Raw genomic sequence first — 22,903 nt, 5'->3', positions numbered from 1 at the left:
GGATCCCCGCGCCCCGCGGACCGGATGAGCGCCGGGTGGTCACGGGGTGAACACCGTGCACGCGGACCGGATGAGCGCCGGGTGATCGCGGGGTGAACACCGTGCACCTCGCCCCCCGACGGGTGCCGGGTGATCGCGGAGGTGACTACCATGCGCCCTGTGAACCAGGTGACCGCAATCCCCCAGTGCCGCATCACCGTCGTCACCCCGCGCCGCCGGGTCGACCTGGCGGTGCCCGCGGACCTCCCCCTCTCCCACCTGCTGCCCGATCTGCTCGCCGCCACCGGCGAGAGCGCCGAGCAGATCGCTCCCGCCGGCGGCTGGGGGCTCCAGCGGATCGGCGCGGCCCCCATGCCCTCGGGCGCGGGCCTGTCCGAACTGGGCATCAGGGACGGCGAGGTCCTCTACCTGCTCCCCCGCTCGTCCCAGCTGCCCGAGGCGATCTTCGACGACGTCGCCGACACCGTGGCGACCGGCGTCAAGGAGCGGACCGGCCGCTGGCGGGCCGCGCACACCAGGGGCGCGGGGCTGGGCACCGCGGCGCTGTCGATGGTCGCCGCGTTCGCGGTGCTCGTGGCGAGCGGACCGCCCTGGGGGCCGGTCGTCGCCTTCGCCGGGGCGTGCGCGATCCTCGCCGTCGTGGCGAGCGCCGCGCTCTCCAGGGCCGTGGGCGACGGCCGGGCCGGTGCGACCATCGGCTACACCGCGCTGCCGCACGCCTTCCTGGCCGGGGCCTGCGTACCGGCTCCCCCCGCCGGTCCCGCCGTGTTCGGGGCGCCCAACCTGCTGGCCGGGTTCGCGGTGACCGCGCTGGTCGCCACCGTGACCGGCTGGGTCGTCGCCGAGGGACTGCCCAACTTCTTCGGCGTCGGGCTGGCCGCGGTGATCGGGACGATCTGCTCGGCGATCGTCATGTTCACCGAGGCGCCCGCCGCCGGGGTGGCCGCGCTGTCCGCCGCGATAACCCTGGCCTGCGCTCCCCTCATCCCGACGACGTCCTTCCGGCTGGCGCGGCTCCCGCTGCCCACGCTGCCCGCCAACGCCGAGGAACTGCGCGGCGACACCGACGACATCGACGGCGCGGACATCCGGCGGCGCGCGACGGAGGCCGAGCGGTTCGCGACCGGCCTGACCGCGGGCGTCGCCCTGGTGGCGCTGGGCACGCTGCCGGTCCTGCTCACCGCGAGCGGGTGGACCGCCCCCGCGACCCTGGTCACGCTCTCGCTGGCGCTGCTGATGCGCGCCCGCGTCTTCCAGGGGACCGGTCAGCGCCTCTGGCTGCTCGGCTCGGGACTGACCGGGCTGCTGGCGCTGACCCTGGGCCTGGCGTTCACCGCGCCGGACTCGGCCTTCGCGGTGACGATCGGCCTGGTGTGCGCGGCGGCGCTGGCGGGCGGGATGGCACTGTTCCTCCCGCAGCGGCGCCCCTCCCCCTTCTGGGGACGCGCGGGGGACATCGTGGAGTTCTGCCTGATCCTGGCCCTGCTCCCGCTCGCGCTCGGGGTGATGGACGTGTACGCGGCCGTCAGGGGCCTGTCGGGCTGACCGGGGTCCCCCGGTCGGAAGCCCGTGCCGTCCGGGTCCCGCCCGGACGGCACGGTCAGTCTCGTCCCAGGTCGTCCAGGGTGCGGGCCAGATCCTGGCCGATGTCCTCGAAACGGCGCCGGGCGTCGGCCATGTCCAGCGGGAGCGGGTCGCCACCGGTGGCGGCGCGGAGCAGTTCCTCGTTCGCGCGCCCGGCGGCCTCCTGGGCGGCGCGGACCGCCTCGGTCACCGCCTCGGCGACGGCCTGGCTGTCCAGGCGCATGATGCGCGGCTCAAGGGTGATCTCCTTGATCCGCCCGGCGCCGTCCACCAGGGCACGGGCCAGGCCGTCGGCGCCGGACCCCTCGCCGGTGACGGTCTCCAGCTCGCCGAAGACCCCGCCGAGCCGCCGCAGGGTCTCCTCGCTCTGCCGTACGACGGCGTCCAGGTCCTCCAGGCGCAGGTTCTCGGGGATGAGGTCGCTCACTTGTACGGCTCCGGCATCTCTTTCTTGGGGGACAGCCACTCGAACGTCCCGCCCTTGGGCAACTGCGGCGCCTGGCCGGGGGCGACGGCGGGCGCCTGCCGGTACGGCAGGAGCGAGGGGTCGATCCTCGCCTTCGTGAAGTCGACCTTGGCCGAGCCGGTGGGCTCCAGGTTGAACGACTGGACCCACGCCTTGCCGGAGAAGTAGACCGACATGCTTCCGGCCACCGAGGCGACGAGCTTGCCCAGCGCCCCGGTAGAGACGGCGATGACCTGGCTGGCCAGGGTGCCCAGCATCTTCAGGTTGACCATGGCGTTAGCCGCGTACGGGGTCGCCAGCATGGCCGCCGCGATCGTGGCGAGGGCCAGCAGGGTGGCCGCGATCTTGGCGATGGCGAGCCAGTACGCGCGGTAGGCGTCCCCCAGCTCGTCCACGATCCCGGCGACGTTCTTGACGTAGGCGCGCAGGCTCTCCAGCGCCTCCTGCATCCGCTGGACGGCGTCGTCGAACGCCTCCCTGTCGTCGGCGATCCAGCCGTCCTTCTCCTTGGTGAGCAGGATGGCGACGTAGCTCTTCACCGCGGTGTCCAGGCGCGAGTGAACGGACTCCCAGTTGTTGTAGGCGTCGGCCATGCCCGGCACGTTCGCCACGGCGGTGCTCGCGATCGCCACGCCCGCCCAGGCCGTGGGCGCCAGCCTGGCACCGCCCTTGAGGGTGGACAGGACCTTGGTGGAGTTCGTGATCACCCCCTTGGCGCTCTTGCCCGCCGTCAGCGGGCTCGGCCTCCCACCCGGTCTCGCGGTCATCTCGGCTCCCCCTGGTTCACTGACGACCGGTCCACTGGTAACCGGCTCACTGGTACACGACGGTGCTGTCGTCCTCCGCGGTCCGCCAGTTGACGCGGGCGGTGGTCAGCGCGACCGTCCACGACTCCAGCACCTCCACCGCGTCGTCGAACTTCTCCCCGACGTCCCGCTGGACCTCCCGGTAGCGCATCCCGACCGCGAGCTCGCCGACCGCTCCCCAGCCGGGAAATCCGACCGTCGTGTCGCCCAGCATCGCGCGCAGCTCCCTGATCCTCGGGATGACGTCCTCCTCGATCTCCTTGCGAATGCTCTCGATCGCCTTGGAGGTGACGTACTTCTCCTGGGTCATCCGGCCTCCGTGATCACGTGTTCCCGGACATCTCCTACCATCCCGATCCGGTCCTCCCCTCCCCCTCGAAAGCCTGTTCACGGGGTCGCCGACGGCCGGAAACGTTCGGTATCACCGCCGTTCACCATCGGCGTCCCGTGCACCGCCCGGCGATCACGCTTCTATGCTGTCGGCGACCGAGCATCCGGCGAGGCGGAGGTGGGATGCAGACCCGTCGTGATCTCTATCAGGCGCATCGGCTGATGACCCAGCGCCTGGGCATGGCCCTGCTCCAGGGCGAGCCCGACGTGCCCGAGTTGCCGATGCGCAGGCACAACGTCGCGACGTTCTGCGGCGTGCTGGTCGCGGTGCTGGTGGCGGTGGCGTTCGGCATCTACGGCCTGCTGAAGCCCGGCGGCGCCACCGCGCTCACCGCGCCGGGAACGGTGATCGTCGAGGAGGAATCGGGCGCGACCTTCGTCTACAGCGCGACGCGGGGCCAGATGATCCCGGTCGCCAACGTCACCTCGGCCCGGCTGCTGCTCGGCGGCGGGCAGGGCGTGGCGGTCCGCACGGTCTCCACGGCGTCGCTCACGCGCTTCCCGCGCGGGCTCCTGGTCGGCATCCCCGGCGCCCCCGAGTCCCTGCCGCCCCGCGGGCGGCTGGTCCGCGCCCCCTGGTCGGCCTGCGTGGTCGAGGGCGTGGACGCCGCCGGGACGCGCACCCCGCACACCTCGCTGATCGGCGGCTTCGCGGTCGGCGGCACCCCGATCGGGCGGGACACCGCGATGGTCGTGGAGGAGGGCTCGCAGACCTGGCTGCTCTGGTCGGACCGGCGGATGCGGGTGCCGCAGGAGAGCCTGCGGGCGCTGACCGAGGAACAGCCCCGGCAGGTTCCCGCGGCCTGGCTCAACGCGCTGCCCATCGGCCCCGACTTCCGCGCCCCGGCGCTCGCCGCCCGCGGCAGGGTGGTGCGCGGCCCCGACGGCAGGCGTTCCGTCGCGGGCCGGATCTACACCGTGCGCGCGATGTCGGGCGGCGCGGCCAAGTGGTACGTCCTGCTCCCCGACGGCCTGGCCGCGCTCACGACCGCCCAGGCCGAGCTCCTGCTCCAGGACCCGGCCAGCAAGAAGGCGTACGGCAGGGCGCCGGTGCGCGCCGTGGAGATCGACGCGGCGACCGCGAACGGGATGCGGCGCTCGGCCACCCGCTTCGATCCGGCGGGGCTTCCCGCGGCCATGCCGCGGGTCATCGCCCCCGACCCCGCCTCGCCGGTGTGCGCGGTCTACGCCGACACCGAGCGCGGATCGACCCGGGCGCGGCTGACCGTGGGCAGCACCATGCGCATTCCCGCGCCGCCGGCGGGCCGGTTCGACCAGGACTCGGTGGACCAGGTCGTGCTCCCGCCGGGCACCGCGTCGCTGGTGGGCGTGCTGCCGGGGAACGGCAGGCTGGACGCGGTCACCTCGGTCTTCCTGATCAGCGACCAGGGGCGGCGGCACGCGATCACCGCGATGGAGTCGCTGGCGAGCCTCGGCTACACCGCCGCGGACGTCGCGCCGCTGCCGGCGCACATCGTGCATCTGATCCCGCAGGGCCCCGCGCTCAGCCGGACGGCGGCGGGAATGCCGGTGCCCGTGGGACAACCGTGATCCCCGTTACCAACGGTATATCCGTTCGTTATTGGTGAGAGACGCGACAGCTGTCCACTTTGTAATGATCGAAACTCCTATGCCAGTCGAGCACCATGGAGGTGTCACGTGGTCCAGAGGACCTCCGCGTACCATTCGCGGCTTGGCGAGGCGTCACAGAAGACCGACGACGCCAAGACCACGATCAACCAGATCAAGACCCAGCTCGAAGGCCACCGGGGCGAGCTGCGCTCCGGCTGGGACGGCCAGTCCGCGGTCTCCTTCGACGGCGTGTTCAACGCCTGGAGCACCGAGATGACCAACATCCTGCGCGAGCTCGAGGGTTTGTCGATCAAGCTCAAGCAGATCCAGAAGAACTACGAGACCGCCCAGGAGAACCAGACCGCCGAGTCCAGGCGGCTCGGGGCCGACATCAACAGCTGACGGATTCGGAACGGGGATCACCATGGCTAGCGACTTCGACCGCACTCTTGTCGACTTCGGCCAGATGGACCGCTCTGCCGGCGACTTCGCCCGGCAGTGGCAGATGCTGGAAGGCACCCTCCAGAACCTGGAAGGGGACCTCGACCGGTTGCTCGGTGACTGGGAGGGCGACGCGCGCACGGCCTACTACGGCGCCCGCGCCCAGTGGGACGCGGCGTCCGGCCGGATGGCCGCGCTGCTCCAGCGCCTCGGTGGCGTCATCGAGATCGGCAGGGAGAACTTCGCGATGACCGAGAAGGTCAACGTCACGATGTTCGACGGACGCTGATCCCAGGAACCGGGTGGGCCACGGCGGCGCCGCGGCCCTCTTCGTAACGGGGAGAACCGATCGGGTCGCGGCGGTGCCGCGGCCCCTCAGCAACGGGGAGAAGAGGCATGCCACCTCCCGAGGACAACGTCGCGCCCCCCTGGCCCGGCCTCGACAAGGACCGCCCGGCCGTCGAGATCAAGCGCGACCGGATCAAAAAACTGCTCCAGGCCCTCGAGGAGGACCTGGAGCGCCTGGAGGGCTCGAACGAGGGATCGCTGTCGGACATGCGGTCCCTGACCAATCTGACCGAAGCCCAGTTCGGCACTTGGGACACCGCCAAGGCCGTCGCCGCCACCACGCAGAAGGCGCACCAGAAAATCGGCCTGGTCTACCAGGACACGGTCACCAAGTACCGGGCGGCGCTCAACCTGCTGCGGGTCGTCGCCTACAACTACGAGGACGCCGAGCAGTCCAGCACCACGAACAGGGGAGGGTGAGACGCGATGGGCAACGATCAGGCGCGTCACACCATCAAGGCCGACTGCATGGTCCCGGAAACAGGCAGCCGAGACCACTACAGCGACTACAGCGCGACCGAGATCAGGGCGTTGTTCGAGGCCACCGACCCGCGGGCCATCAAGGAGGCGGGCTACGCCTACAACTCCGCGGCGACCTCTCTGAGCAACAGTCAAACCCTGATCAGGGACGTCGCCGGGGAACTGGCGCAGGTGTGGAGCGGTGACGCCTCGATCGAGGCGCAGAAGGCGCTCAACCTCGTCCACAAGACGATCACCGAGCTGGCCACCCGCTGCGACCAGCTCGGACCCCCGCTGATCCACTACGGCGGGGAGGTCCTTCCCTCCTACATCGGCAAGAAGGCCAAGAGCGGCTGGTTCGAGTTCGACGACGGGCTGGACATCATCCCGGGCGACAACTTCAACGCGGGGACGTTCGCCGGGATCATCTTCACCGACAAGTCGGAGAACGACCTCGCCCGCGAGGACCTGATCGCGCTCAACAAGGAGCTGGTCACGCTCTACGTCCAGATCCCCGCGACCGTGGACAAGGACCTGCCCCGGCTGAGCGACCCGACGACGCCCCCGCTCACCAACCAGAACTACCCCGGCGGCACCGGGGGTTACCCGGGCGGCGGGGCCGGATACCCCGGCGGTGTCGGCTACCCCGGCGGAGGCGGCTACCCCGGTGGGGGTGGTTACCCCGGCGGCGGTGCCGGCTACCCCGGCACCGGAAACCTGCCCGGCTTCCCGGGCGGCGGCTACCCGGGAGGCCCGGGAACGGGCGGCCCGGGTACGGGCGGCGGCTACCCGGACATCTCCAACCCCGCCTATCCGGGCGGTCCCGGCACGGGTGGCCCCGGCACGGGCGGCCCGCCGGGGAACGGCACCATCCCGCCCGGCTTCACCGACCCGACGGGCCTGAACCCGAACGACCCGAACTCGGGCCTCAACCCGAACAACCCGAACGCGGGCCTGGACCCGAACGATCCGCGCAACACCAAACTGGCCGGTTTCGAGCCCACCGTGCAGGGCGGTCCCGGTACGGGGCCCGGCACCGGTCTCGGCCCCGGCACGGGACCCGGCCCCGGGACCGGCCTGCCCACCTACTCCGGGGGCGGTGGAGGGGGCGCGGGCCCCACCACGTTCGGCCAGAACGGCCCCGCCGGGCCGACTTCCTGGGTCGGCACCGGTGGCACCACCGGGACCGGCGGCGGCTTCGGGGCCGCCGGTGGCCCGCGGGTCGACGGCCGCGGCGGCATGGGCATGGGCGGCATGCCGTTCATGCCGATGGGCGGTGCGGCGGGCGAGGGGAACCAGGACCGCGAACGCTCCACCTGGCTCACCGAGGACGAGGACGTATGGGGTGGTGACGGCGGCACCGCACCGCCTGTGATCACCTGACCGGACCGCGCGGGGGGCGACGCCTTCCCGGCAGCCTCCCGCGCGTGTCCCGCCCCCGCGGCACCATGATCCGCCCCGCCCATAAAGTGAAGAGATGAGACTCACGAAATTCGGGCACGCGTGTGTCCGCCTGGAGAAGGACGACTCCGTCCTCGTGATCGATCCGGGCTCCTTCAGCGAGGAGTCCGCGCTCGACGGGGCACGGGCGGTGCTCATCACCCACGAACACTTCGACCACGTGGACGCCGACCGGCTGCGCCGGGCCGCCGAGGCCGACCCGTCCCTGCAGATCTGGACCAACGAGGGCGTGGCCGCCACGCTCACCGACGTCCCCGCCAAGATCCAGGTCGTACGGCACGGCGACACCTTCGACACGGCCGGTTTCGGGGTGAGGGTCGTCGGCGAGTGGCACGCCCCCAACCACCCGGACCTGCCGATCGTGCGCAACGTCGGCTTCCTGGTGGACGAGGAGGTCTTCTACCCGGGTGACGCGTTCACCCCGCCGGGTGTCGAGGTGCCCACGCTCATGGTGCCGACCAACGCGCCGTGGATGAAGGCGTCGGAGATGGTCGAGTATCTCCGTCAGGTCCGCCCCGCCCGCGCCTTCTCCACCCACGACGGCCTGCTCAACGACATCGGGCTCCGCCTGGTCGACATGTGGCTGGAGATGGAGTCCGACAGGCAGAAGGCCGAGATGCGCCGCCTCACGTCAGGCGAGTCGGTCACCCTGCCCCAGTAGTACTTCGTTGGCCAAGGCGGGAGGAGCGGCCGGCTGGGACGGGGTGCTGCCCTACCGGCCCGGACTGCCGGCACTCCAGCACCGAGTGCGGCTGACGCTCATCGACCCGTTCCCGCCACCACGAACCCTGTCTCGTAAGCGGCGATCACCGCCTGGGTCCGGTCCCGTACGCCCAGCTTGAGCAGGACCGACGCCACGTGCGACTTCACCGTCTGCACCGACAGGAACAGCTCGCCGGCGATCTCCGCGTTGGACCGCCCGCGCGCCAGCGACCGGAGGACCTCCCGTTCGCGTTCCGACAGCTCCGGCAGCGGTCTCCCGGTTCGTACGGCGAAGCGTTCGATGACGCCGCGAGTCGAGGCGGGGAAGACCAGTGACTCGCCCGAGGCGACGACGCGGACGGCTTCGATCAGTTCCTTCGGCGGCACCCTTTTCAGTACGAAACCGCTCGCACCCACTCGAAGTGCGTCGAAGACGTAGGCGTCGACCTCGAACGTGGTCAGCACCAGGACGCGGGGAGCGTCCTCTGCGACGGTGATGCGGCGGGTGGCCTCCAGGCCGTCCATGCCGGGCATCCGGATGTCCATCAGGACGACGTCGGGGGGCAGGGGGCCGCCGGTGAGGGCGAGCGCGGCCCGGCCGTCGCCGGCTTCGGCGCTCACCTCCCAGTCGGGCTCGCTGGACAGGATGGCGCGCAGGCCGATCCGCACCAAGGGGTCGTCGTCGACGATCGCGATCCGCATCAGGACTCCAGCGGCAGGACGGCCCGCACGGTGAACTCGCCGGCCGCGGGGCCGATGGTGGCCGTGCCGCCCAGCAGGCTCACCCGGTCGCGGATCGAGGCCAGGCCGTGCCCGTGCCCCGGGGGGGCGGGGCCGTCGAAGGCGTTCACCACGCGGATCGTCACCGCGCCGGAGCCGGTGCCGACCTCCACGGTGACCGGGCGGCCGGGGGCGTGCTTGGCCGCGTTGGTCAGCGCCTCCTGGACGATCCGGTGCACCCCGCGCCCGATCGCGGGCGGCAGGCCGGTCGCCTCGATCGACGCGGTCACCGCCATCCCGGCCTCGCGCGCACCGTCGATCAGCGCGGTCAGGGCGGCCGGGTCGTCGCCGCCGGGCAGGGGCGCGTGGCCCTGGATGCCGGAGATGATCCGGTCCAGCTCGCCGAGGGCGGCCCGGCCACGCTGCTCGATCGTGGCGAGCGCCTGGCGGGCGAAGCCGGGGTCGTGGTCGAAGACGTGCGCGCCGGCGCCGGCCTGAACGACGATCATCGACAGCATGTGGCCGATACTGTCGTGCAGCTCCTGGTCGATCCGGAGCTGCTCCTGGGCGCGGGCCAGCGCCAGCTCGCCCGGCCCGGGCCCCAGCAGGCGGGCGGCCAGCCGCAGGTGCCAGGCGGCGAGCGAGGCCAGGACGCGGCGCAGCGGCAGCAGCATCAGCCCCAGGACGGCGACGCAGACAAGCCCTTCCAGCCAGGAGACCTCGACGTCCTGGTCGCCGAACGTCCCGGGGAACAGCATGACGAGCAGCAGGACCAGCACGACGAACGGGCGCAGCGCCCTGACCGCGATCAGGACGAGCGCGACCGGCGCGGTGGCCACTCGGATGAGCGCCCACAGCAGCACCCGGACGGCGCGTACGTCCAGCAGGGAGGTCACCTGCCCATCGTCGCGCCCGATCGCCCCCTTTGTCCTCGCCCACAGGAGTGAATCGCGATCGGCTCCCGGGAGGGAAGCGCCGCCCGGCAGCCCGCGACTAGCTTCGGCGCCGTGAAGAACACACTGTCCGCTTTATGGATCTTCGTCATGTTCAACTACCTCTACTGCGACATCCTCGGCCTCCTGGATCCCGCCGACGTCAACCCGATGGAGGTCACCCCCGGCTTCCTGCTGTCGGCGGCGGCCCTGATGGAGATCCCGATCGCCGCGACCCTCGTCTCCTTCCTGGCCCCGTACGGCCCGAACCGCTGGACCAACGTCGGAGCGGGAACCGTGATGACCTTGGTGCAGATCTGGTCGCTGACCGTGGGACCACCTACGGGCTACTACATCGCCTACAGCGTCGTCGAGATGTCCGCCACAGCACTCATCGCCGTCCTGGCCTGGCGCTGGGCCGGCGCGGCACCCGCACCTCCCGAGGCGTCAACGGACCCTCACCGGGCACGTCGACCGGGGCGGACGTCCGGTTGACGAGGAACCGGAAGTCGTCCGTTCCGTCGGTGCGGATCGCCAACTCGACCACGCCACGCGCCTCCACCGGCAGCTCGGACCGGACGCCGCTGACGGCCGGCGGACTTCCAGGACGCGCTCGGCGGGCGGGCTCAGGAGGCCGAGGCGATGGTGGCCGAGCCGATCACGGTGTCGCCGAGGTAGAGCACGGCCGCCTGACCCGCCGCGACCCCGGTGGCCGGGCCGTCCAGCGTGATGTGGACCTCCCCGCCGGAGAGCTGGGCGCGGCAGCCGTACACCTCGCCGTGGGCGCGGAGCTGGACCGTGCAGGCCAGCGGCTCGCGCGGCTCCTCCACCGGGCCGTTCCAGACCGGCCGCTCCGCGACGATGGTCGTGACCTCGAGGGACGAGCGCGGGCCGACGGTGACCGTGTTGGAGACCGGCTCGATGGACAGCACGTAACGCGGGCGGCCGTCGGGGGCCGGACGGTCGATGCGCAGGCCCTTGCGCTGGCCGACGGTGAAGCCGTAGGCGCCCTCGTGGCCGCCCACCACCTCGCCGGACTCGTCGACGATCGGACCCCGCTCCGCGCCGAGGCGGTCGGCGAGGAAGCCCCGGGTGTCGCCGTCGGCGATGAAGCAGATGTCATGGCTGTCGGGCTTGTCGGCCACCATGAGGCCGCGCCGCGCGGCCTCCTCGCGCACCTGGGCCTTGGTGGAGTCGCCCAGCGGGAAGATCGCGTGACCGAGTTGCTCCCTGGTGAGCACGCCCAGGACGTACGACTGGTCCTTGCCCTGGTCGGGGCTGCGGCTCAGGACGCCGTCCGCGACGCGCGCGTGGTGCCCGGTGGCCACCGCGTCGAAGCCCAGCGCGAGGGCCCGGTCGAGCACCGCCTCGAACTTGATCTTCTCGTTGCAGCGCAGGCACGGGTTGGGCGTGCGCCCGGCGGCGTACTCGCTGACGAAGTCCTCGACCACGTCACGGTGGAAGCGCTCGGCCATGTCCCAGATGTAGAAGGGGATGCCGATCACGTCGGCGGCCCTGCGGGCGTCTCGCGAGTCCTCGACCGTACAGCACCCGCGGGCGCCGGTCCGGTAGGACTGGGGGTTGGCGGAGAGGGCGAGGTGGACACCGGTGACGTCATGGCCCGCCTCGGCGATGCGGGCGGCCGCCACGGCGGAGTCGACGCCACCGGACATGGCGGCAAGCACACGAAGACTCATAACCCCCTGAGCGTACCCGCGCCGGCGCCCACCTCGTCGGGCCGGGAGGTCCCGAGGCCATGCGACGGGCACCCGTACGGCACCGATCAGCTCAGGCCCGCGCGGCGGGCGCGTTCGACGACCAGGCCGATGACGTCGGCCAGCCGGTCCACGTCCGTCTCGGTCGAGGTGTGACCGAGGGAGAAGCGCAGCGAGCCACGCGCCCGGAACCCGTCGGCGCCCATCGCGAGCAGCACGTGGGAGGGCTGCGCCACCCCCGCCGAGCAGGCCGAGCCCGTCGAGCACTCCACGCCCTTGGCGTCCAGGAGCATGAGCAGGGCGTCGCCCTCGCAGCCGGGGAAGGAGAAGTGGGCGTTGCCGGGAAGGCGGTTCACCGGATCGCCGTTGAGGATCACGTCGGGAACCGCCTGGCGGACCCGGCGGATGAGGTCGTCGCGGAGCCCGGTCAGCCGGGCCGAGTTCTCGGCCTGCCGGGCCACCGCGGCCCGCACCGCCGTGGCGAAGCCCGCGACGGAGGGGGCGTCGAGCGTGCCGGAGCGGACGTCGCGTTCCTGGCCGCCGCCGTGCAGCACCGGCACCGGGTCGACACCCCGGGCGAGCAGCAGGGCACCGACGCCCATCGGGCCGCCGACCTTGTGCCCGGAGAGCGTCAGCGCGTCCACCCCCGAGCCGGCGAAGACCACGGGGAGCTGGCCGACGGCCTGGACCGCGTCGGTGTGGAAGGGGATGCCGTACTCCCCGGCGATCGCGGCGAGCTCGTGGACCGGCTGGACGGTGCCGACCTCGTTGTTGGCCCACATGACGCTGACCAGGGCGACACTCCCCGGGTCGCGCTCGATGGCGTCGCGGAGGGTCTGTGGGTGCACCCGGCCGAACTCGTCGACGCCGAGCGGCTCGACGGTCGCGCCCTGGTGGGCGCTCAGCCAGTGCGCGGGGTCCAGGGCGGCGTGGTGCTCCACCGCGCTGATCAGGATCCTGTCGGCCCCCCCGGTACGGCGGGCCCAGTACAGGCCCTTGACGGCGAGGTTGTCGGCCTCGGTGCCGCCCGCGGTGAAGACGACCTCGCTGGGCCTGGCGCCGAGCGCGGCGGCGATGGTCTCCCGCGCCTCCTCCACGACCCGGCGGGTGCGACGGCCGGCGGCGTGCAGGGAGGACGCGTTGCCGACCTGGCCGAGTTGGGCTGTCATCGCCTCGATCGCCTCGGGAAGCATCGGCGTGGTCGCCGCGTGATCGAGATAGGCGGACTTCACGGCCGCATTCCCCTCCCCAACTCGCTGTCAACCTTCCAAGCGTATCCGCGCCCGCAGAGGGCCTGATCCGCGGAGTTGACCACTGAACCGTCCAGACGGTACAGTAACTGCCATGAGACGGGAAGAGCTGTTGGACGCGGCAGAGGATCTGCTCTGCGACCAGGGCTCCCAGGCTCTCACCCTGGCGACCGTCGCGGAGCGCGCCGGATGCAGCAAGGGCGGTCTGCTCTACCACTTCGGCACGAAGGAAGCCCTGATCAAGGGCATGGTCGAGCGGCTGATCGAGGAGTTCGACGAACTCGTCGCGACCCAGGGTCACGACACCTACACCAAGAACTACCTGGCGGCCACGTTCGCCGCCGTGCAGAGCGGCAGACTGCGACGCTGGGCCGTGGTGACCGGGGCCTCCGGCAACCTCTACCTTCTGGCCCCGCTTCGGGTGGCGATGGCCCGCTGGCACCGCGAGGGGCTCGACAGCGAGCCCGACCCGGAGGCGGCGCAGATCGTGCGCCTGGCCTGCGAGGGGCTGTGGGACGTGGCGAGCCACGACCCCGACCTCTACGACGCCGAGCACATCGAGATCCTGAAACGACGTCTGCTGGCCCTGCTGCCCGCCTGATGGCCCTGCCCGCCTGATCACCCCGGCACCACGACGCGCCGGTCGGCGGGCACCCGTCTGATCATTCACCTGACCAGGGGAAACACTCACAAAGATTGGTGGTCGCTTTCGCACGCGCGAAAGCGACCGACTTTGGTGTGCCCGCTCCCCGGTTTGTCAAAACATTTATTGAAGGGATTGAGTCATGACCCGCGACCTGAGAGCGGCTCGAACCGGAGCGGTTCTCACATTCGTGCTCGCAGGCCTGCTGTGCGGATCGATGACCGTGCGCATTCCGGCGCTCTCCGACAAACTCGGGCTGTCCGAGGCATCGGTGGGCGCCACCCTCCTCGTGTGGGGGCTGGGAGCGCTCATCACCATGCAGTCGATGCGCGGGGTGATGACACGCTTCGGCAGCCGGAGCATCCTGCGGGTCGCGGCTCCCCTGACCGCGATCACCCTGGCGCTGCTCGCGGTGGCGCCGTCGTTCCCCCTCGCCCTGGCCGCGAGCGGCCTGTTCGGCATGGCGTTCGGCGCGGTGGACGTCGCGATGAACGCGCAGGGCTCGGTGGTCGAACGCGCCTACGGACGCCCGCTGATGAACGGCCTGCACGCCGGCTGGTGCGTGGGAGCGATCGCCGCGGGCCTGCTGGGCACCGCGGCGATCGCGGCGGGACTCTCGATCACGGTCCACCTGATCCTGGTCGCCCTGCTCGCGCTCCCCGCGGCGGCGCTCCTCAGCCGTTCCTACCTGCCCGAGCCGGTGAGGGCTTCCCGCCGCCCGGCCGAGGGCCGGAGCACGGCACGGCGCCGGATGCCCCCGGTGGTCTACCTTCTCGGCGTGATCGCCTTCTGCGCGTTCATGGTGGAGGGTACGGTCGCCGACTGGAACGGCCTGTACCTGCGGAACGTGCTGGGCGCGCCGGAGGCGCTCGCCGCCCTGGGCTACCCGATCTTCGAGGCGGGCATGCTGGCCGGTCGCCTCACCGGTGACCGCGTCCGGGCCCGCTTCGGCGCCCGCGGCATGATGGTCGCCTCGGGCCTGGCCACCGCCGCGACCTTCGCCGTGGTCCTCACGGCCCCCACGGCGCCGATCGCCGTCTCGGCCATGCTGTTCGTGGGGGTGGCCGTGGCGACGGTCTCGCCGATGGCCATGTCCCTGGCGGGCGGCGCGACCGGCGATCCCGGACCGGCCATCGCCCAGACGGGCGCGATGGGCTACGCGGGACTGCTGCTCGGCCCCGTGATCATCGGTTTCCTCTCCGACCTGGTCACGCTCAGGGTGGGCCTCGGCATCGCGGTGGTGCTCGGCGTCCTGATCGCCGTGGTCGCGTGGTTCCTGCCCCGCTTCCGCGCGGTCACCGTCCCGCCGGAGACCGCCAGGCACGAGCTCTCCATGGCGGCCTGACACCGGCGGGGGTACGGGCACACGGTGCCCGTACCCCCGGGTACGGCGTGACCCTGCCGGTCACTTGCGCTTGGTGATCTCCTGGGTCAGCTGCGGGACGATCTGGTGCAGGTCGCCCACGACGCCGTAGTCGGCGAGCTCGAAGATCGGCGCCTCGGGGTCCTTGTTGATCGCGACGATCGTCTTGGCGGTCTGCATACCGGCCCGGTGCTGGATGGCCCCGGAGATGCCCGCCGCGATGTACAGCTGCGGCGAGACGGTCTTGCCGGTCTGGCCGACCTGGAACTGGTGCGGGTACCAGCCGGCGTCGGTGGCGGCGCGGGAGGCGCCGACGGCCGCGCCGAGCGAGTCGGCCAGGTCCTCGATGATCGAGAACTTCTCGGCCGAGCCGACGCCCCGGCCACCGGAGACCACGATCGCGGCCTCGGTGAGCTCCGGGCGCGCGCCCTTCTCCTCCTTGACCCGCTCCACGATCCTGGCGCCCTTGGCGGCGTCGGAGACGGTGAAGGTGACGCGCTCCTCGGTGCCCGCGCCCGCGGCGGCCTCGACCGGAGTGGCGTTGGGGCGTACCGCGACGATCGGGGTGCCCTTGGTCACGCGCGACCGGACGTTGATGCCGCCGCCGAAGATGGACTGGTCTGCGACCAGGCCGTCCTCGACTCCCACGACGTCGGTGAGCACACCGGAGTCGATCTTGATGGCGAGACGGCCGGCGATCTCCTTGGCCTCGGCCGTCGCGGCGACGAGTACCGCGGCCGGCGCCTTCTCGCCCACCAGGTGGGCGAGCAGCTCCGCCTTGGGCGCCACGACGTAGTCGCTGACCTCGGCGGAGTCGGCCAGGTAGATCTTCTCCGCGCCGTACTCGGCCAGCCTGGCCTGGGCCTCGGGAGAGTAGCCCGCGCCCGTCCAGACCGCGGACGGGGTGCCCAGCTTCCTGGCGAGCGTCAGCAGCTCAAGGGTGACCTTCTTGACCTGGCCCTCGACGTGCTCGACCAGAACGAGAATCTCGGACATTCCAGCTAACCCCCGCTCTCAGACGAACTTCTTCGACGCGAGGAAGTCGGCGGCCTTCACGCCGCCGTCGCCCTCGTCCTTGACGACCGTGCCGGCCGCGCGCGGCGGGGCGACCTCGAAGTCCGCGACCTCGCTCCAGGAGTTGGCCAGGCCCACCTGGGAGACGTCGATCTCGGCGTCGGCGACGCCGAGCTTCTCGACCGGCTTCTTCTTGGCGGCCATGATGCCCTTGAAGGACGGGTAGCGCGGCTCGTTGATCTTCTCCACGACGGAGACGACGGCGGGCAGCGAGGCCTCGACCCTGTCGTAGCCGTAGTCGGTGACGCGCTGGATGGAGATGGCACCCCCGTCGACCTGAACCTGGTTGGCGAAGGTGAGCTGCGGCACGCCGAGGCGCTCGGCCAGCATGGCGGCGAGGACCCCGGTACGGGCGTCCGTCGACTCCGAGCCGAGCACGACCAGATCGAAACCGATCTTCTTGAGGGTCTGTGCCAGGGCGTGGGAGGTGCCCAGGGCGTCCGAGCCGTGCAGCGCGTCGTCCACCAGGTGGACGGCCTTGTCGGCACCCATGGCCAGGGCCTTGCGAATGGTGTCGCTCGCCTTGGCGGGACCCATGGTGAGGACGGTCACCTCACCGCCGTGCGCCTCCTTCAGGCGCAGCGCCTCCTCGACCGCGTATTCGCACAGCTCGTTGATGACGCCGTCGGCGGCATCGCGGTCGAGCGTATTGTCATCGGACTTCAGCTTGCGCTCGGTCGCCGTGTCGGGGACCTGCTTCACGCAGACGACGATGTTCATGGCCGGTGGCCGACCTCCCGTGTTCGCCTGCGCCACCGCGTCGCTGCGGTTGACGCCGGATGCGGTACGTGCACGCGGGGTACGTGCACGCGCTGCCAAGACTGCCAGGTGCCCTGGGGCGGTGTGGCAGCGGGTGGCCCGGTCGGTACGTGCCCGTCCCGGCCCCCCGTCATTATGTTACCCATCAGTAGCTTAGGTGCAAACCGCCAGGTTGCGCGGCCCGCGCCGAGCGGCCGTAACCTTCCCCGAGAACCGCCACCCCTACCATACCGAACTATATTCCGGTATTCGCGTGCGGGTTCCGCGCCACGCCTGCGCCCCCGGCCCGATCAGCCGGCCGCCAGGATCGCGACCAGGACGAAGACGACGGTGCCCAGCACCAGCGCCAGGGTGAGCGTGCTGAAGAACGTGCTGAGGACCGCTCCCAGCGCGACGGCCCCGGCCCCGGCCGCCAGGTCGAGGATCATCCGCCCGCGGTCCCGGCGGGCGAACAGGGCGATGCCCGCGTCGACGAGCATCACCGAGCCGTACCCGGTCAGGAGCAGCAGCGCCACCTCGGGCAGCGGCTCCCTCGCGGTCGCGGCCGTCAGGGAGACGAGCAGGCCGGTGCCGACGACCCAGCGGCGGTGCAGGACGACCCTGCGGCGCGCGCGGGCCTCCTCCGGCGAGGGCCTGCCCGTCGCCGGGCGCGGCTGCCCCGGTCGCCACTCCCGGGTGCCGAGATCCTGCATCCCGGTGTCCGCCGTGCCCGCTGTGTCCATGGCGTCCCTGGCGTTCCTGGCGTCCCTGGGCTGCCTGGCCTTCGGCACCGGGATGTCCGGGGGCCGGGGTTCCGGGAACGACGCGGGATCAGGAGACGCCGCGGGATCCGGGAACGCGGGGGAGCCCGGGGAGCCCGCTCTCGTGAACGGCGGGGGGTCGTGGAACGCGGCCGGCCGGTGCCGTGCGCCCTCGGTCCGGGCCTGGGCGACCTTCCGGGCGTCGGCGGTGTCGCGGCGGTACCCGGCCGGCCCGACGGCGGGGGCGGCGGGGGCCGCGGGGGCGGCGGGGGCGGCGGGGGCACCGCCCAGCCACGCCGGCAGCGCGTCCGCGCGCGGCCGGGCGGCGGGATCGCGCAGCAGGCACTTGCCGAGCGTCGGCTCCAGCCATCCGGGAACGCCGTCGAGGTCGGGAGGGTGATGGACCACGCGGTAGCCGACCGCCGACGCCGGGCCGGTGCCGTAGGGATGCCGCCCGGTGGACGCGTACGCCAGCGTCGCCCCGAAGGCGAAGACGTCGGCCTCGGAACCGGCCTCGGCGCCCTCCAGCACCTCGGGCGCCAGATAGCCGGGCGTGCCGAGCACGGCCCCCGAGGCGGTGACCGAGGGCGAGTCGAGCGCGGAGGCGATGCCGAAGTCGATGACGACCGGCTCCCCGTCGGTCAGGATCACGTTGGCGGGCTTGAGGTCGCGGTGCACCACCCCGGCGGCGTGCACGATGGCCACGGCCTCGGCCAGGCCGTGCGCCAGCCGTACGAGATCGTCGCCGGCGACCGGCCCGTCGGCCGCGACCACCGCGCCGAGCGGGCGGCCCTGCACGTAACGGGTGACCAGATAAGGGCGGGCCCCCTCCAGGGAGGCGTCCAGGATCTCGGCGACCCGCGGGCCCTGGACCAGCCGCATGGTCTCGACCTCGCGGGCCAGCCTGGTCAGGGCCGTCTCGTCGGCCGCGACGTGGGGATGCAGGATCTTGACCGCCACCGTGCGCCCCTCGGGGTCCAGCGCCAGGTGGACCTCGCCGAAACCTCCGGCGCCCAGTCTCGACAGCAGGCGGTAGGGGCCAAGCCGTTCACCGTCCGGCGCAACCATGCGACTCCTTCCGGCGGGTCCCCTCCATCGTGCCGCAGAGAGGGCGATCGCGCACCGGTCGGCGACCGGTAAAGACCCGCCGGCGGGACCGTTACCTCCAGAACGTCAGGAATCCGAGGCCGAGGCTCTTCATCAGGTCGTCGAAGAGACCGCCGACGAGGTCGAGCGCGCCCATCGCGCCCTCGTTCGCCGACTGCCGCCACTGCGCCGTGAGGTCGTCGACGACCTCGGTCGGAGGCTGCCACGGGGAGAAGGACGGGGCCACGCTGAACGCCGTCATCACCGCGAAGAACGCCAGCGTGCCCAGCACGATCGTGGTCACCATGCCCGCGCCGGGGCTGCGGATGACCCCGCTCAGCGCGCGGGCGACGGCCTTGCGGGGCTTGCCGCCGCCGGGCAGCACGAACAGCCCGGCCACGAAGGCACCCGCGGCGTAGGCGGCCGCGAAGTTCTTGTTCATGTCTCCGGCGTAGACGAGGAACCCCCACACGCACATGCCGAACATGGCGGACAGCGCCCCGGTGACCAGCGTCCCGAACGCGGACCTGATCAGCGCCCACGGCGTGCCGAGCACCGCGAGCAGGGGGTCGCTGGCGCTGCTGCCCCGGATGGAGCGCCGCTGGGCGAGGTCCCCGAAGAGGTATTCGCCCACCCGCAGGCAGAGCGCGGCGGCCAGCGCGAACACGCTCACCACCACGGGCAGCATGCAGGCCAGCGCCACCAGGATGATCAGCAGCAGCACCGAGGCCAGCGGGTGGGCGGCGCGGTAGCGCTCCTGCGGAGGGGTGCGGGGCGCGGGCGCGGGCCGGTCCTGGGTCGGGGCCTCACGCCGCGCCTGGACCGGCGGCGGGTAGGGGCGCGCCTGGCCGGTGGGCGGCGGCGCCGGATATCCGGCCACCCGCTGGTCGGCGAAGGGCGGCGGGGCCGCGGCCCTGACCTGCGCCGAGGGCGGCGCGGGGACGTAGGGCGGCGGCTTGGAGGCCGGGACGTACGGGGGCGGGGCCGTCGCGGCGGACCCCTGGCCCTGCTCCTGCCTGGGCCTGCGCTCACGCCGCTCCGGCTTGGCGTACTCGACCGGCGGGAGCAGGTCGGCGTAACCGCCGTCCTGCGGCAGCGCGCGGGTGCCGTTCCGCGGCGGCGCGGGCGGCGGGGCCTGCGAGGACCGGGACGGCGACGGGGACGACGAGGACGACGAGGACGGGGCCTGGCCGTCCAGCACCCTGGTGCCGTCGGTGTCGAGGACCTTCGTCCCGCTCTCCAGGACGGAGGTGGGCGGCGTCTCCTGGAATGCCGTCACCCTCGGGTCGAGGGCGCGGGCCATCCGGTGCAGCTCCGTCGCGGACGGCCGGGCGACGGGGTCGACGGCCAGGGCCCGGCGCAGCCAGCCCCGCAGCCACGCGGGGGCCAGGTCGATGTTGGCCCGGCCCTCCATGATGTTGAAGCAGACGACCTCGAAGCTGCCCGTGCCGAACGGCGGCTTGCCGGTCGCGCCGAAGAAGACCGTCGAGGCCAGCGCGTGCACGTCGGCCGCCTGGGTGATCTCGGAATCGCGGATGATCTCCGGGGCGAGGTAGCCGGGGGTGCCGACGAACATGCCGGTCTGGGTCAGCCGGGTCGCGTTGACCAGGTGGGCGATGCCGAAGTCGATGACCAGCGGGTCACCGTTGACGATCATCACGTTGGACGGCTTGAAGTCGCGGTGGATGACGTCGGCGGCGTGGATGGCCACCAGCGCCGCGCACATGCCCTGCGCCAGCCGGATGATCTGGTCGGCGGAGAGCGGGCCGTCCTCCAGGACGGTCTCCTCCAGCGTGCGCCCCGGGGCGAACCGGGTCACGATGTAGGGCTGCTTGGCGGTCAGCTCGGCGTCGAGCACCTCGGCGACGTGCTGGCTGCGCACCCGCCGCATGGTCTCCACCTCGCGGGTGAGCCGGTCGCGTGCCTTGAGGTCTGCGGCCACGTGCGGGTGCAGGACCTTGACGGCCACCTCGCGCCCGTCCTCGTCGAGCCCGAGGTGGACGACGCCCATGCCGCCCTCGCCGATCTTCCTGAGCAGGCGGTACGGACCCAGCCTCTCGGGCGCCCGCGTGTCCCCGGTCATCACGCCGCCTTCTTTCGTAGGTCCTTCAGTTCCTGCACCACCGTTCCGACGTCGACCGGCGTCCACACCGCCCGTCGTGCTGTGTCTCCCACGGTGCCGATCGCCAGGAGGACCATCAGCGCCGCCGCCACCGCCAGCCCCGCGGCGACGACCATGGCCGCGCCGCGCGACGGCAGCAGTGATGCCAGCGTACGTCGCATCTGGCGGCTGGGGCCCTCCACGCCGGGTCCGGCGCAGACGGTCCAGAGCGCGACGGCCGTCCCCCAGCTCAGCGCGTTGGTCTCCGGCATGCTCCCGACCAGCACCGCGAGCAGGAGCGTCACCGGCAGGCCGAGGATCAGCGCGTACGGCACGAGGGCGATGGTGATGCCGATCGACTTCAGCAGCGCGGCCGGCTGGCCGAGCACCCGGAAGACGTCGGCCGCCGCCTCGCCCGCGCCCCTTCTGGCGTTGAAGGCCGGCTGGGCGATGTCGGCGGCGCGCAGCAGGATCGCCACCGGGATCACCAGCGCGGCGACGATCACCGGGGCGACGACCGCCGCGACCGTCATGACGACCAGCATCAGCACGCTCGTCACCCCGTACGCCTTGGAACGCTGCAACGCGTTCCCGGGACGCTGGCCGGGATGGAGCGCGGCCGGCACGGGCTGCTGGGGCTGCTGGGCGTGCTGCTGCGGCTGGGGATGCGGGTAGGGGTAGGGGGGCGGCGTGGGGGTGCGGACCTGCGGGGTCCGCTGCTGGTCGAACGGGGCCTGCCGCTGCGGGTAGGGCGGCGGGGGCTGGCCGCCGGACTGCGGCGACCGGCCCTGCCGACCCGGCGGGGCCGGTTGACCGGGCAGGCCCGGCCGGCCCTGCTGGCCCTGCTGGTCGGTGTACTGGCGGATGTATTCCTGCAGGTCCTGAGGGCGGACCCGTTGGGTGGGGATGTCTCCGTCGGAGACCGGCGCCGTGGCGCCGTCGTCGCCGGCCCGCGCCCCCTGCCGGTCGTGGGCGGGGGTGGACGGACCGGGCACCGGGCCGGGAACGGCGCCCGGGGCGCGGGTGGGGACGTCCTCGGGGGCGAGCATGCCGGTGGGCAGGTCGTGCGCGGCCTGCTGGGCCGCCGCGGCCTGACGCAGCTCCTCGGACGTCACCCGGCGGGTGGGCCACGGGTCGGGCTGCTCCTCGCCGAGCAGCGAGACGTATTCCTGGGGCTGGGCCACGGGGGCGGGAGGCCAGGAGGTGGGCTGCTGGACCGCGGGGCGTGACGCCACCGGGGTCGGCACGTCGCCCGGCCCGTCGACCGCGGCGCCCTGGCGCCCGGGGACGCGCAGGTTCGGGGCGGCGGGACCACCGGGGCCGCCGAAGGCGCCCGGGGCCCCGGCACCGAGGGAGCCGGGGGCGGGGTCGTCGAACTCCGCGACCGTGGTGATCTCGTCGGGCACCCGCGGCCTGCCGGTGCCGGGACGGGGCAGCAGGCGAGCCACCTGCGCCGCCAGCTCGGCGGCGGCGGGCCGCCTGGCCGGGTCGCGCTGGAGCGCGGCCCGCAGGATCGGCTGGAGCGCCTGGGGGACGGCGTCGACGTTCGCCTTGCCCGCGGTGATGTTGTAGAAGATCATCTCCAGCGTGCCCTTGCCGAAGGGCGGCAGGCCGGTGGCGGCGAAGACCAGGGTGCCCGCCCAGGCGTGCACGTCGACCTCGGGCCCGGCCTCGTGCCCCTCGATGATCTCGGGGGCGAGGTAGCCGGGGGTGCCGATGAACATGCCGGTCTGGGTGAGCCGGGTGGCGTCGACGGCCTGTGCGATGCCGAAGTCGATGAGGACCGGCTCGCCGTCCAGGATGAGGACGTTGCCGGGCTTGAGGTCGCGGTGGATCACCCCGACCGAGTGGACGGCGGCCAGCGCCGAGGCCACCCCGTGCGCGACCCGCAGCAGCGCGGGCAACTCCATCGGGCCGTCCTGCTTGACGACCTCGTCCAGCGGCCTGCCCGCGACGTAGCGCGTCACGATGTAGGGGCGGTGGCCGGTCACGTCGGCGTCGAGGACCTCCGCGATGTACTCGCTGCGCACCCGCCGCATCGTCTCGACCTCGCGCGAAAGACGGCGACGCGCGACGTCGTCGCCCGCCACCTCGGCGCGGAGGACCTTCACCGCCACCTGCCGGCCCTGCGGGTCGACGGCTAGATGAACCACGCCCATACCGCCCTCGCCGAGCCGCCGCAGCAGCCGGTAAGGGCCCAATCGGTCGTCCTGATTCATGGCATGAAGCACCATATCGGCTTAGACCTCGCCCACGAGATGAACCATCGGGCCACATTTTCCGACTGAATA

At 72.5% G+C, this 22,903-nt stretch carries 22 protein-coding genes and 1 pseudogene; 10 read left to right on the top strand and 13 right to left on the bottom strand.

Going from position 1 to position 22,903, the window contains the following annotated elements:
• The first annotated feature begins 159 nt into the window (after nt 1-159).
• Nucleotides 160-1,545 carry a type VII secretion integral membrane protein EccD gene (eccD, locus tag ACTOQ3_RS18065; RefSeq protein WP_440084546.1) on the top strand — a complete coding sequence of 462 codons (1,386 nt, stop codon included), beginning with the start codon at nt 160-162 and terminating at the stop codon, nt 1,543-1,545.
• Nucleotides 1,546-1,600: 55 nt separating this feature from the next.
• On the opposite strand, the gene ACTOQ3_RS18060 is transcribed toward eccD, so the two are convergent.
• Genes ACTOQ3_RS18060 through ACTOQ3_RS18050 form a run of 3 tightly spaced genes read right to left on the bottom strand, consistent with a single transcriptional unit; the run spans nt 1,601 to nt 3,166 of the window.
• Entirely contained in the window at nt 1,601-2,011 is a 411-nt protein-coding gene (locus ACTOQ3_RS18060; RefSeq protein WP_440084545.1) for a YbaB/EbfC family nucleoid-associated protein, read from the bottom strand.
• Nucleotides 2,008-2,817, bottom strand: a complete 810-nt coding sequence (locus ACTOQ3_RS18055; protein ID WP_440084544.1) for a hypothetical protein — start codon at nt 2,815-2,817, stop codon at nt 2,008-2,010. The genes ACTOQ3_RS18060 and ACTOQ3_RS18055 overlap by 4 nt, the downstream gene beginning before the upstream one ends.
• A gap of 46 nt (nt 2,818-2,863) precedes the next feature.
• The gene (locus ACTOQ3_RS18050) at nt 2,864-3,166 is read right to left on the bottom strand and encodes a hypothetical protein (protein ID WP_440069160.1); all 303 of its coding nucleotides are present in this window, start codon (nt 3,164-3,166) and stop codon (nt 2,864-2,866) included.
• Between the two features lie 203 nt (nt 3,167-3,369).
• On the opposite strand from ACTOQ3_RS18050, the gene eccB reads away from it, so the two are divergent.
• From eccB to ACTOQ3_RS18020, 6 genes are all read left to right on the top strand, one after another.
• Nucleotides 3,370-4,797, top strand: a complete 1,428-nt coding sequence (gene eccB, locus ACTOQ3_RS18045; protein ID WP_440084543.1) for a type VII secretion protein EccB — start codon at nt 3,370-3,372, stop codon at nt 4,795-4,797.
• A gap of 108 nt (nt 4,798-4,905) precedes the next feature.
• Entirely contained in the window at nt 4,906-5,220 is a 315-nt protein-coding gene (locus ACTOQ3_RS18040; protein WP_440084542.1) for a WXG100 family type VII secretion target, read from the top strand.
• A 22-nt stretch (nt 5,221-5,242) separates the two neighbouring features.
• Nucleotides 5,243-5,548, top strand: a complete 306-nt coding sequence (locus ACTOQ3_RS18035) for a WXG100 family type VII secretion target (protein WP_344917995.1) — start codon at nt 5,243-5,245, stop codon at nt 5,546-5,548.
• A gap of 107 nt (nt 5,549-5,655) precedes the next feature.
• A complete protein-coding gene (locus ACTOQ3_RS18030; protein ID WP_440084541.1) occupies nt 5,656-6,027 on the top strand; it encodes a hypothetical protein in 372 nt (123 codons plus the stop codon).
• Nucleotides 6,028-6,033: 6 nt separating this feature from the next.
• Nucleotides 6,034-7,449, top strand: coding sequence for a hypothetical protein (locus tag ACTOQ3_RS18025; protein WP_440084540.1), 1,416 nt, complete (start codon nt 6,034-6,036; stop codon nt 7,447-7,449).
• 94 nt (nt 7,450-7,543) lie between these two features.
• The gene (locus ACTOQ3_RS18020) at nt 7,544-8,188 is read left to right on the top strand and encodes an MBL fold metallo-hydrolase (RefSeq protein ID WP_440084539.1); all 645 of its coding nucleotides are present in this window, start codon (nt 7,544-7,546) and stop codon (nt 8,186-8,188) included.
• A gap of 98 nt (nt 8,189-8,286) precedes the next feature.
• On the opposite strand, the gene ACTOQ3_RS18015 is transcribed toward ACTOQ3_RS18020, so the two are convergent.
• Both ACTOQ3_RS18015 and ACTOQ3_RS18010 read right to left on the bottom strand, forming a co-directional pair.
• Nucleotides 8,287-8,931: a response regulator gene (locus ACTOQ3_RS18015; RefSeq protein ID WP_440084538.1), complete on the bottom strand. Its 645-nt coding sequence runs from the start codon at nt 8,929-8,931 to the stop codon at nt 8,287-8,289.
• A complete protein-coding gene (locus ACTOQ3_RS18010) occupies nt 8,931-9,845 on the bottom strand; it encodes a sensor histidine kinase (protein WP_440084537.1) in 915 nt (304 codons plus the stop codon). The genes ACTOQ3_RS18015 and ACTOQ3_RS18010 overlap by 1 nt, the downstream gene beginning before the upstream one ends.
• A gap of 111 nt (nt 9,846-9,956) precedes the next feature.
• Here ACTOQ3_RS18010 and ACTOQ3_RS18005 point away from each other — a divergent pair, with 111 nt between their 5' ends.
• Nucleotides 9,957-10,376 (top strand): DUF6326 family protein, encoded by a 420-nt coding sequence (locus ACTOQ3_RS18005; RefSeq protein ID WP_440084536.1) that lies wholly within the window; start codon nt 9,957-9,959, stop codon nt 10,374-10,376.
• 4 nt (nt 10,377-10,380) lie between these two features.
• Here the strand turns inward: ACTOQ3_RS18005 and ACTOQ3_RS18000 are convergent.
• The 3 genes and pseudogenes from ACTOQ3_RS18000 to ACTOQ3_RS17990 form a co-directional block, all read right to left on the bottom strand.
• A pseudogene (locus tag ACTOQ3_RS18000) lies at nt 10,381-10,428 on the bottom strand (hypothetical protein); the annotation flags it as partial.
• Nucleotides 10,429-10,507: 79 nt separating this feature from the next.
• On the bottom strand, nt 10,508-11,578 hold the full coding sequence (mnmA, locus tag ACTOQ3_RS17995) for a tRNA 2-thiouridine(34) synthase MnmA (protein WP_440084535.1): 1,071 nt from the start codon (nt 11,576-11,578) through the stop codon (nt 10,508-10,510).
• A gap of 86 nt (nt 11,579-11,664) precedes the next feature.
• On the bottom strand, nt 11,665-12,828 hold the full coding sequence (locus ACTOQ3_RS17990) for a cysteine desulfurase family protein (protein ID WP_440084534.1): 1,164 nt from the start codon (nt 12,826-12,828) through the stop codon (nt 11,665-11,667).
• Nucleotides 12,829-12,940: 112 nt separating this feature from the next.
• On the opposite strand from ACTOQ3_RS17990, the gene ACTOQ3_RS17985 reads away from it, so the two are divergent.
• Both ACTOQ3_RS17985 and ACTOQ3_RS17980 read left to right on the top strand, forming a co-directional pair.
• A complete protein-coding gene (locus ACTOQ3_RS17985) occupies nt 12,941-13,447 on the top strand; it encodes a TetR/AcrR family transcriptional regulator (RefSeq protein ID WP_440069171.1) in 507 nt (168 codons plus the stop codon).
• A 184-nt stretch (nt 13,448-13,631) separates the two neighbouring features.
• Nucleotides 13,632-14,834 carry an MFS transporter gene (locus ACTOQ3_RS17980; protein WP_440084533.1) on the top strand — a complete coding sequence of 401 codons (1,203 nt, stop codon included), beginning with the start codon at nt 13,632-13,634 and terminating at the stop codon, nt 14,832-14,834.
• Nucleotides 14,835-14,894: 60 nt separating this feature from the next.
• On the opposite strand, the gene ACTOQ3_RS17975 is transcribed toward ACTOQ3_RS17980, so the two are convergent.
• From ACTOQ3_RS17975 to ACTOQ3_RS17955, 5 genes are all read right to left on the bottom strand, one after another.
• Complete coding sequence (locus tag ACTOQ3_RS17975; protein ID WP_440084532.1) at nt 14,895-15,848, bottom strand: electron transfer flavoprotein subunit alpha/FixB family protein; 954 nt, start codon at nt 15,846-15,848, stop codon at nt 14,895-14,897.
• An 18-nt stretch (nt 15,849-15,866) separates the two neighbouring features.
• A complete protein-coding gene (locus tag ACTOQ3_RS17970) occupies nt 15,867-16,646 on the bottom strand; it encodes an electron transfer flavoprotein subunit beta/FixA family protein (RefSeq protein WP_440084531.1) in 780 nt (259 codons plus the stop codon).
• Nucleotides 16,647-16,975: 329 nt separating this feature from the next.
• A complete protein-coding gene (locus ACTOQ3_RS17965; RefSeq protein ID WP_440084530.1) occupies nt 16,976-18,493 on the bottom strand; it encodes a protein kinase domain-containing protein in 1,518 nt (505 codons plus the stop codon).
• Between the two features lie 91 nt (nt 18,494-18,584).
• The gene (locus tag ACTOQ3_RS17960) at nt 18,585-20,594 is read right to left on the bottom strand and encodes a protein kinase domain-containing protein (RefSeq protein ID WP_440084529.1); all 2,010 of its coding nucleotides are present in this window, start codon (nt 20,592-20,594) and stop codon (nt 18,585-18,587) included.
• Nucleotides 20,594-22,831 carry a protein kinase domain-containing protein gene (locus tag ACTOQ3_RS17955; RefSeq protein ID WP_440084528.1) on the bottom strand — a complete coding sequence of 746 codons (2,238 nt, stop codon included), beginning with the start codon at nt 22,829-22,831 and terminating at the stop codon, nt 20,594-20,596. The genes ACTOQ3_RS17960 and ACTOQ3_RS17955 overlap by 1 nt, the downstream gene beginning before the upstream one ends.
• Between the last annotated feature and the right edge of the window lie 72 nt (nt 22,832-22,903).

The sequence above is a fragment of the Streptosporangium sp. LJ11 genome, from assembly GCF_051918945.1.
Taxonomy (GTDB): Bacteria; Actinomycetota; Actinomycetes; order Streptosporangiales; family Streptosporangiaceae; genus Streptosporangium.
This window is presented reverse-complemented; position numbering and strand designations above follow the sequence as displayed.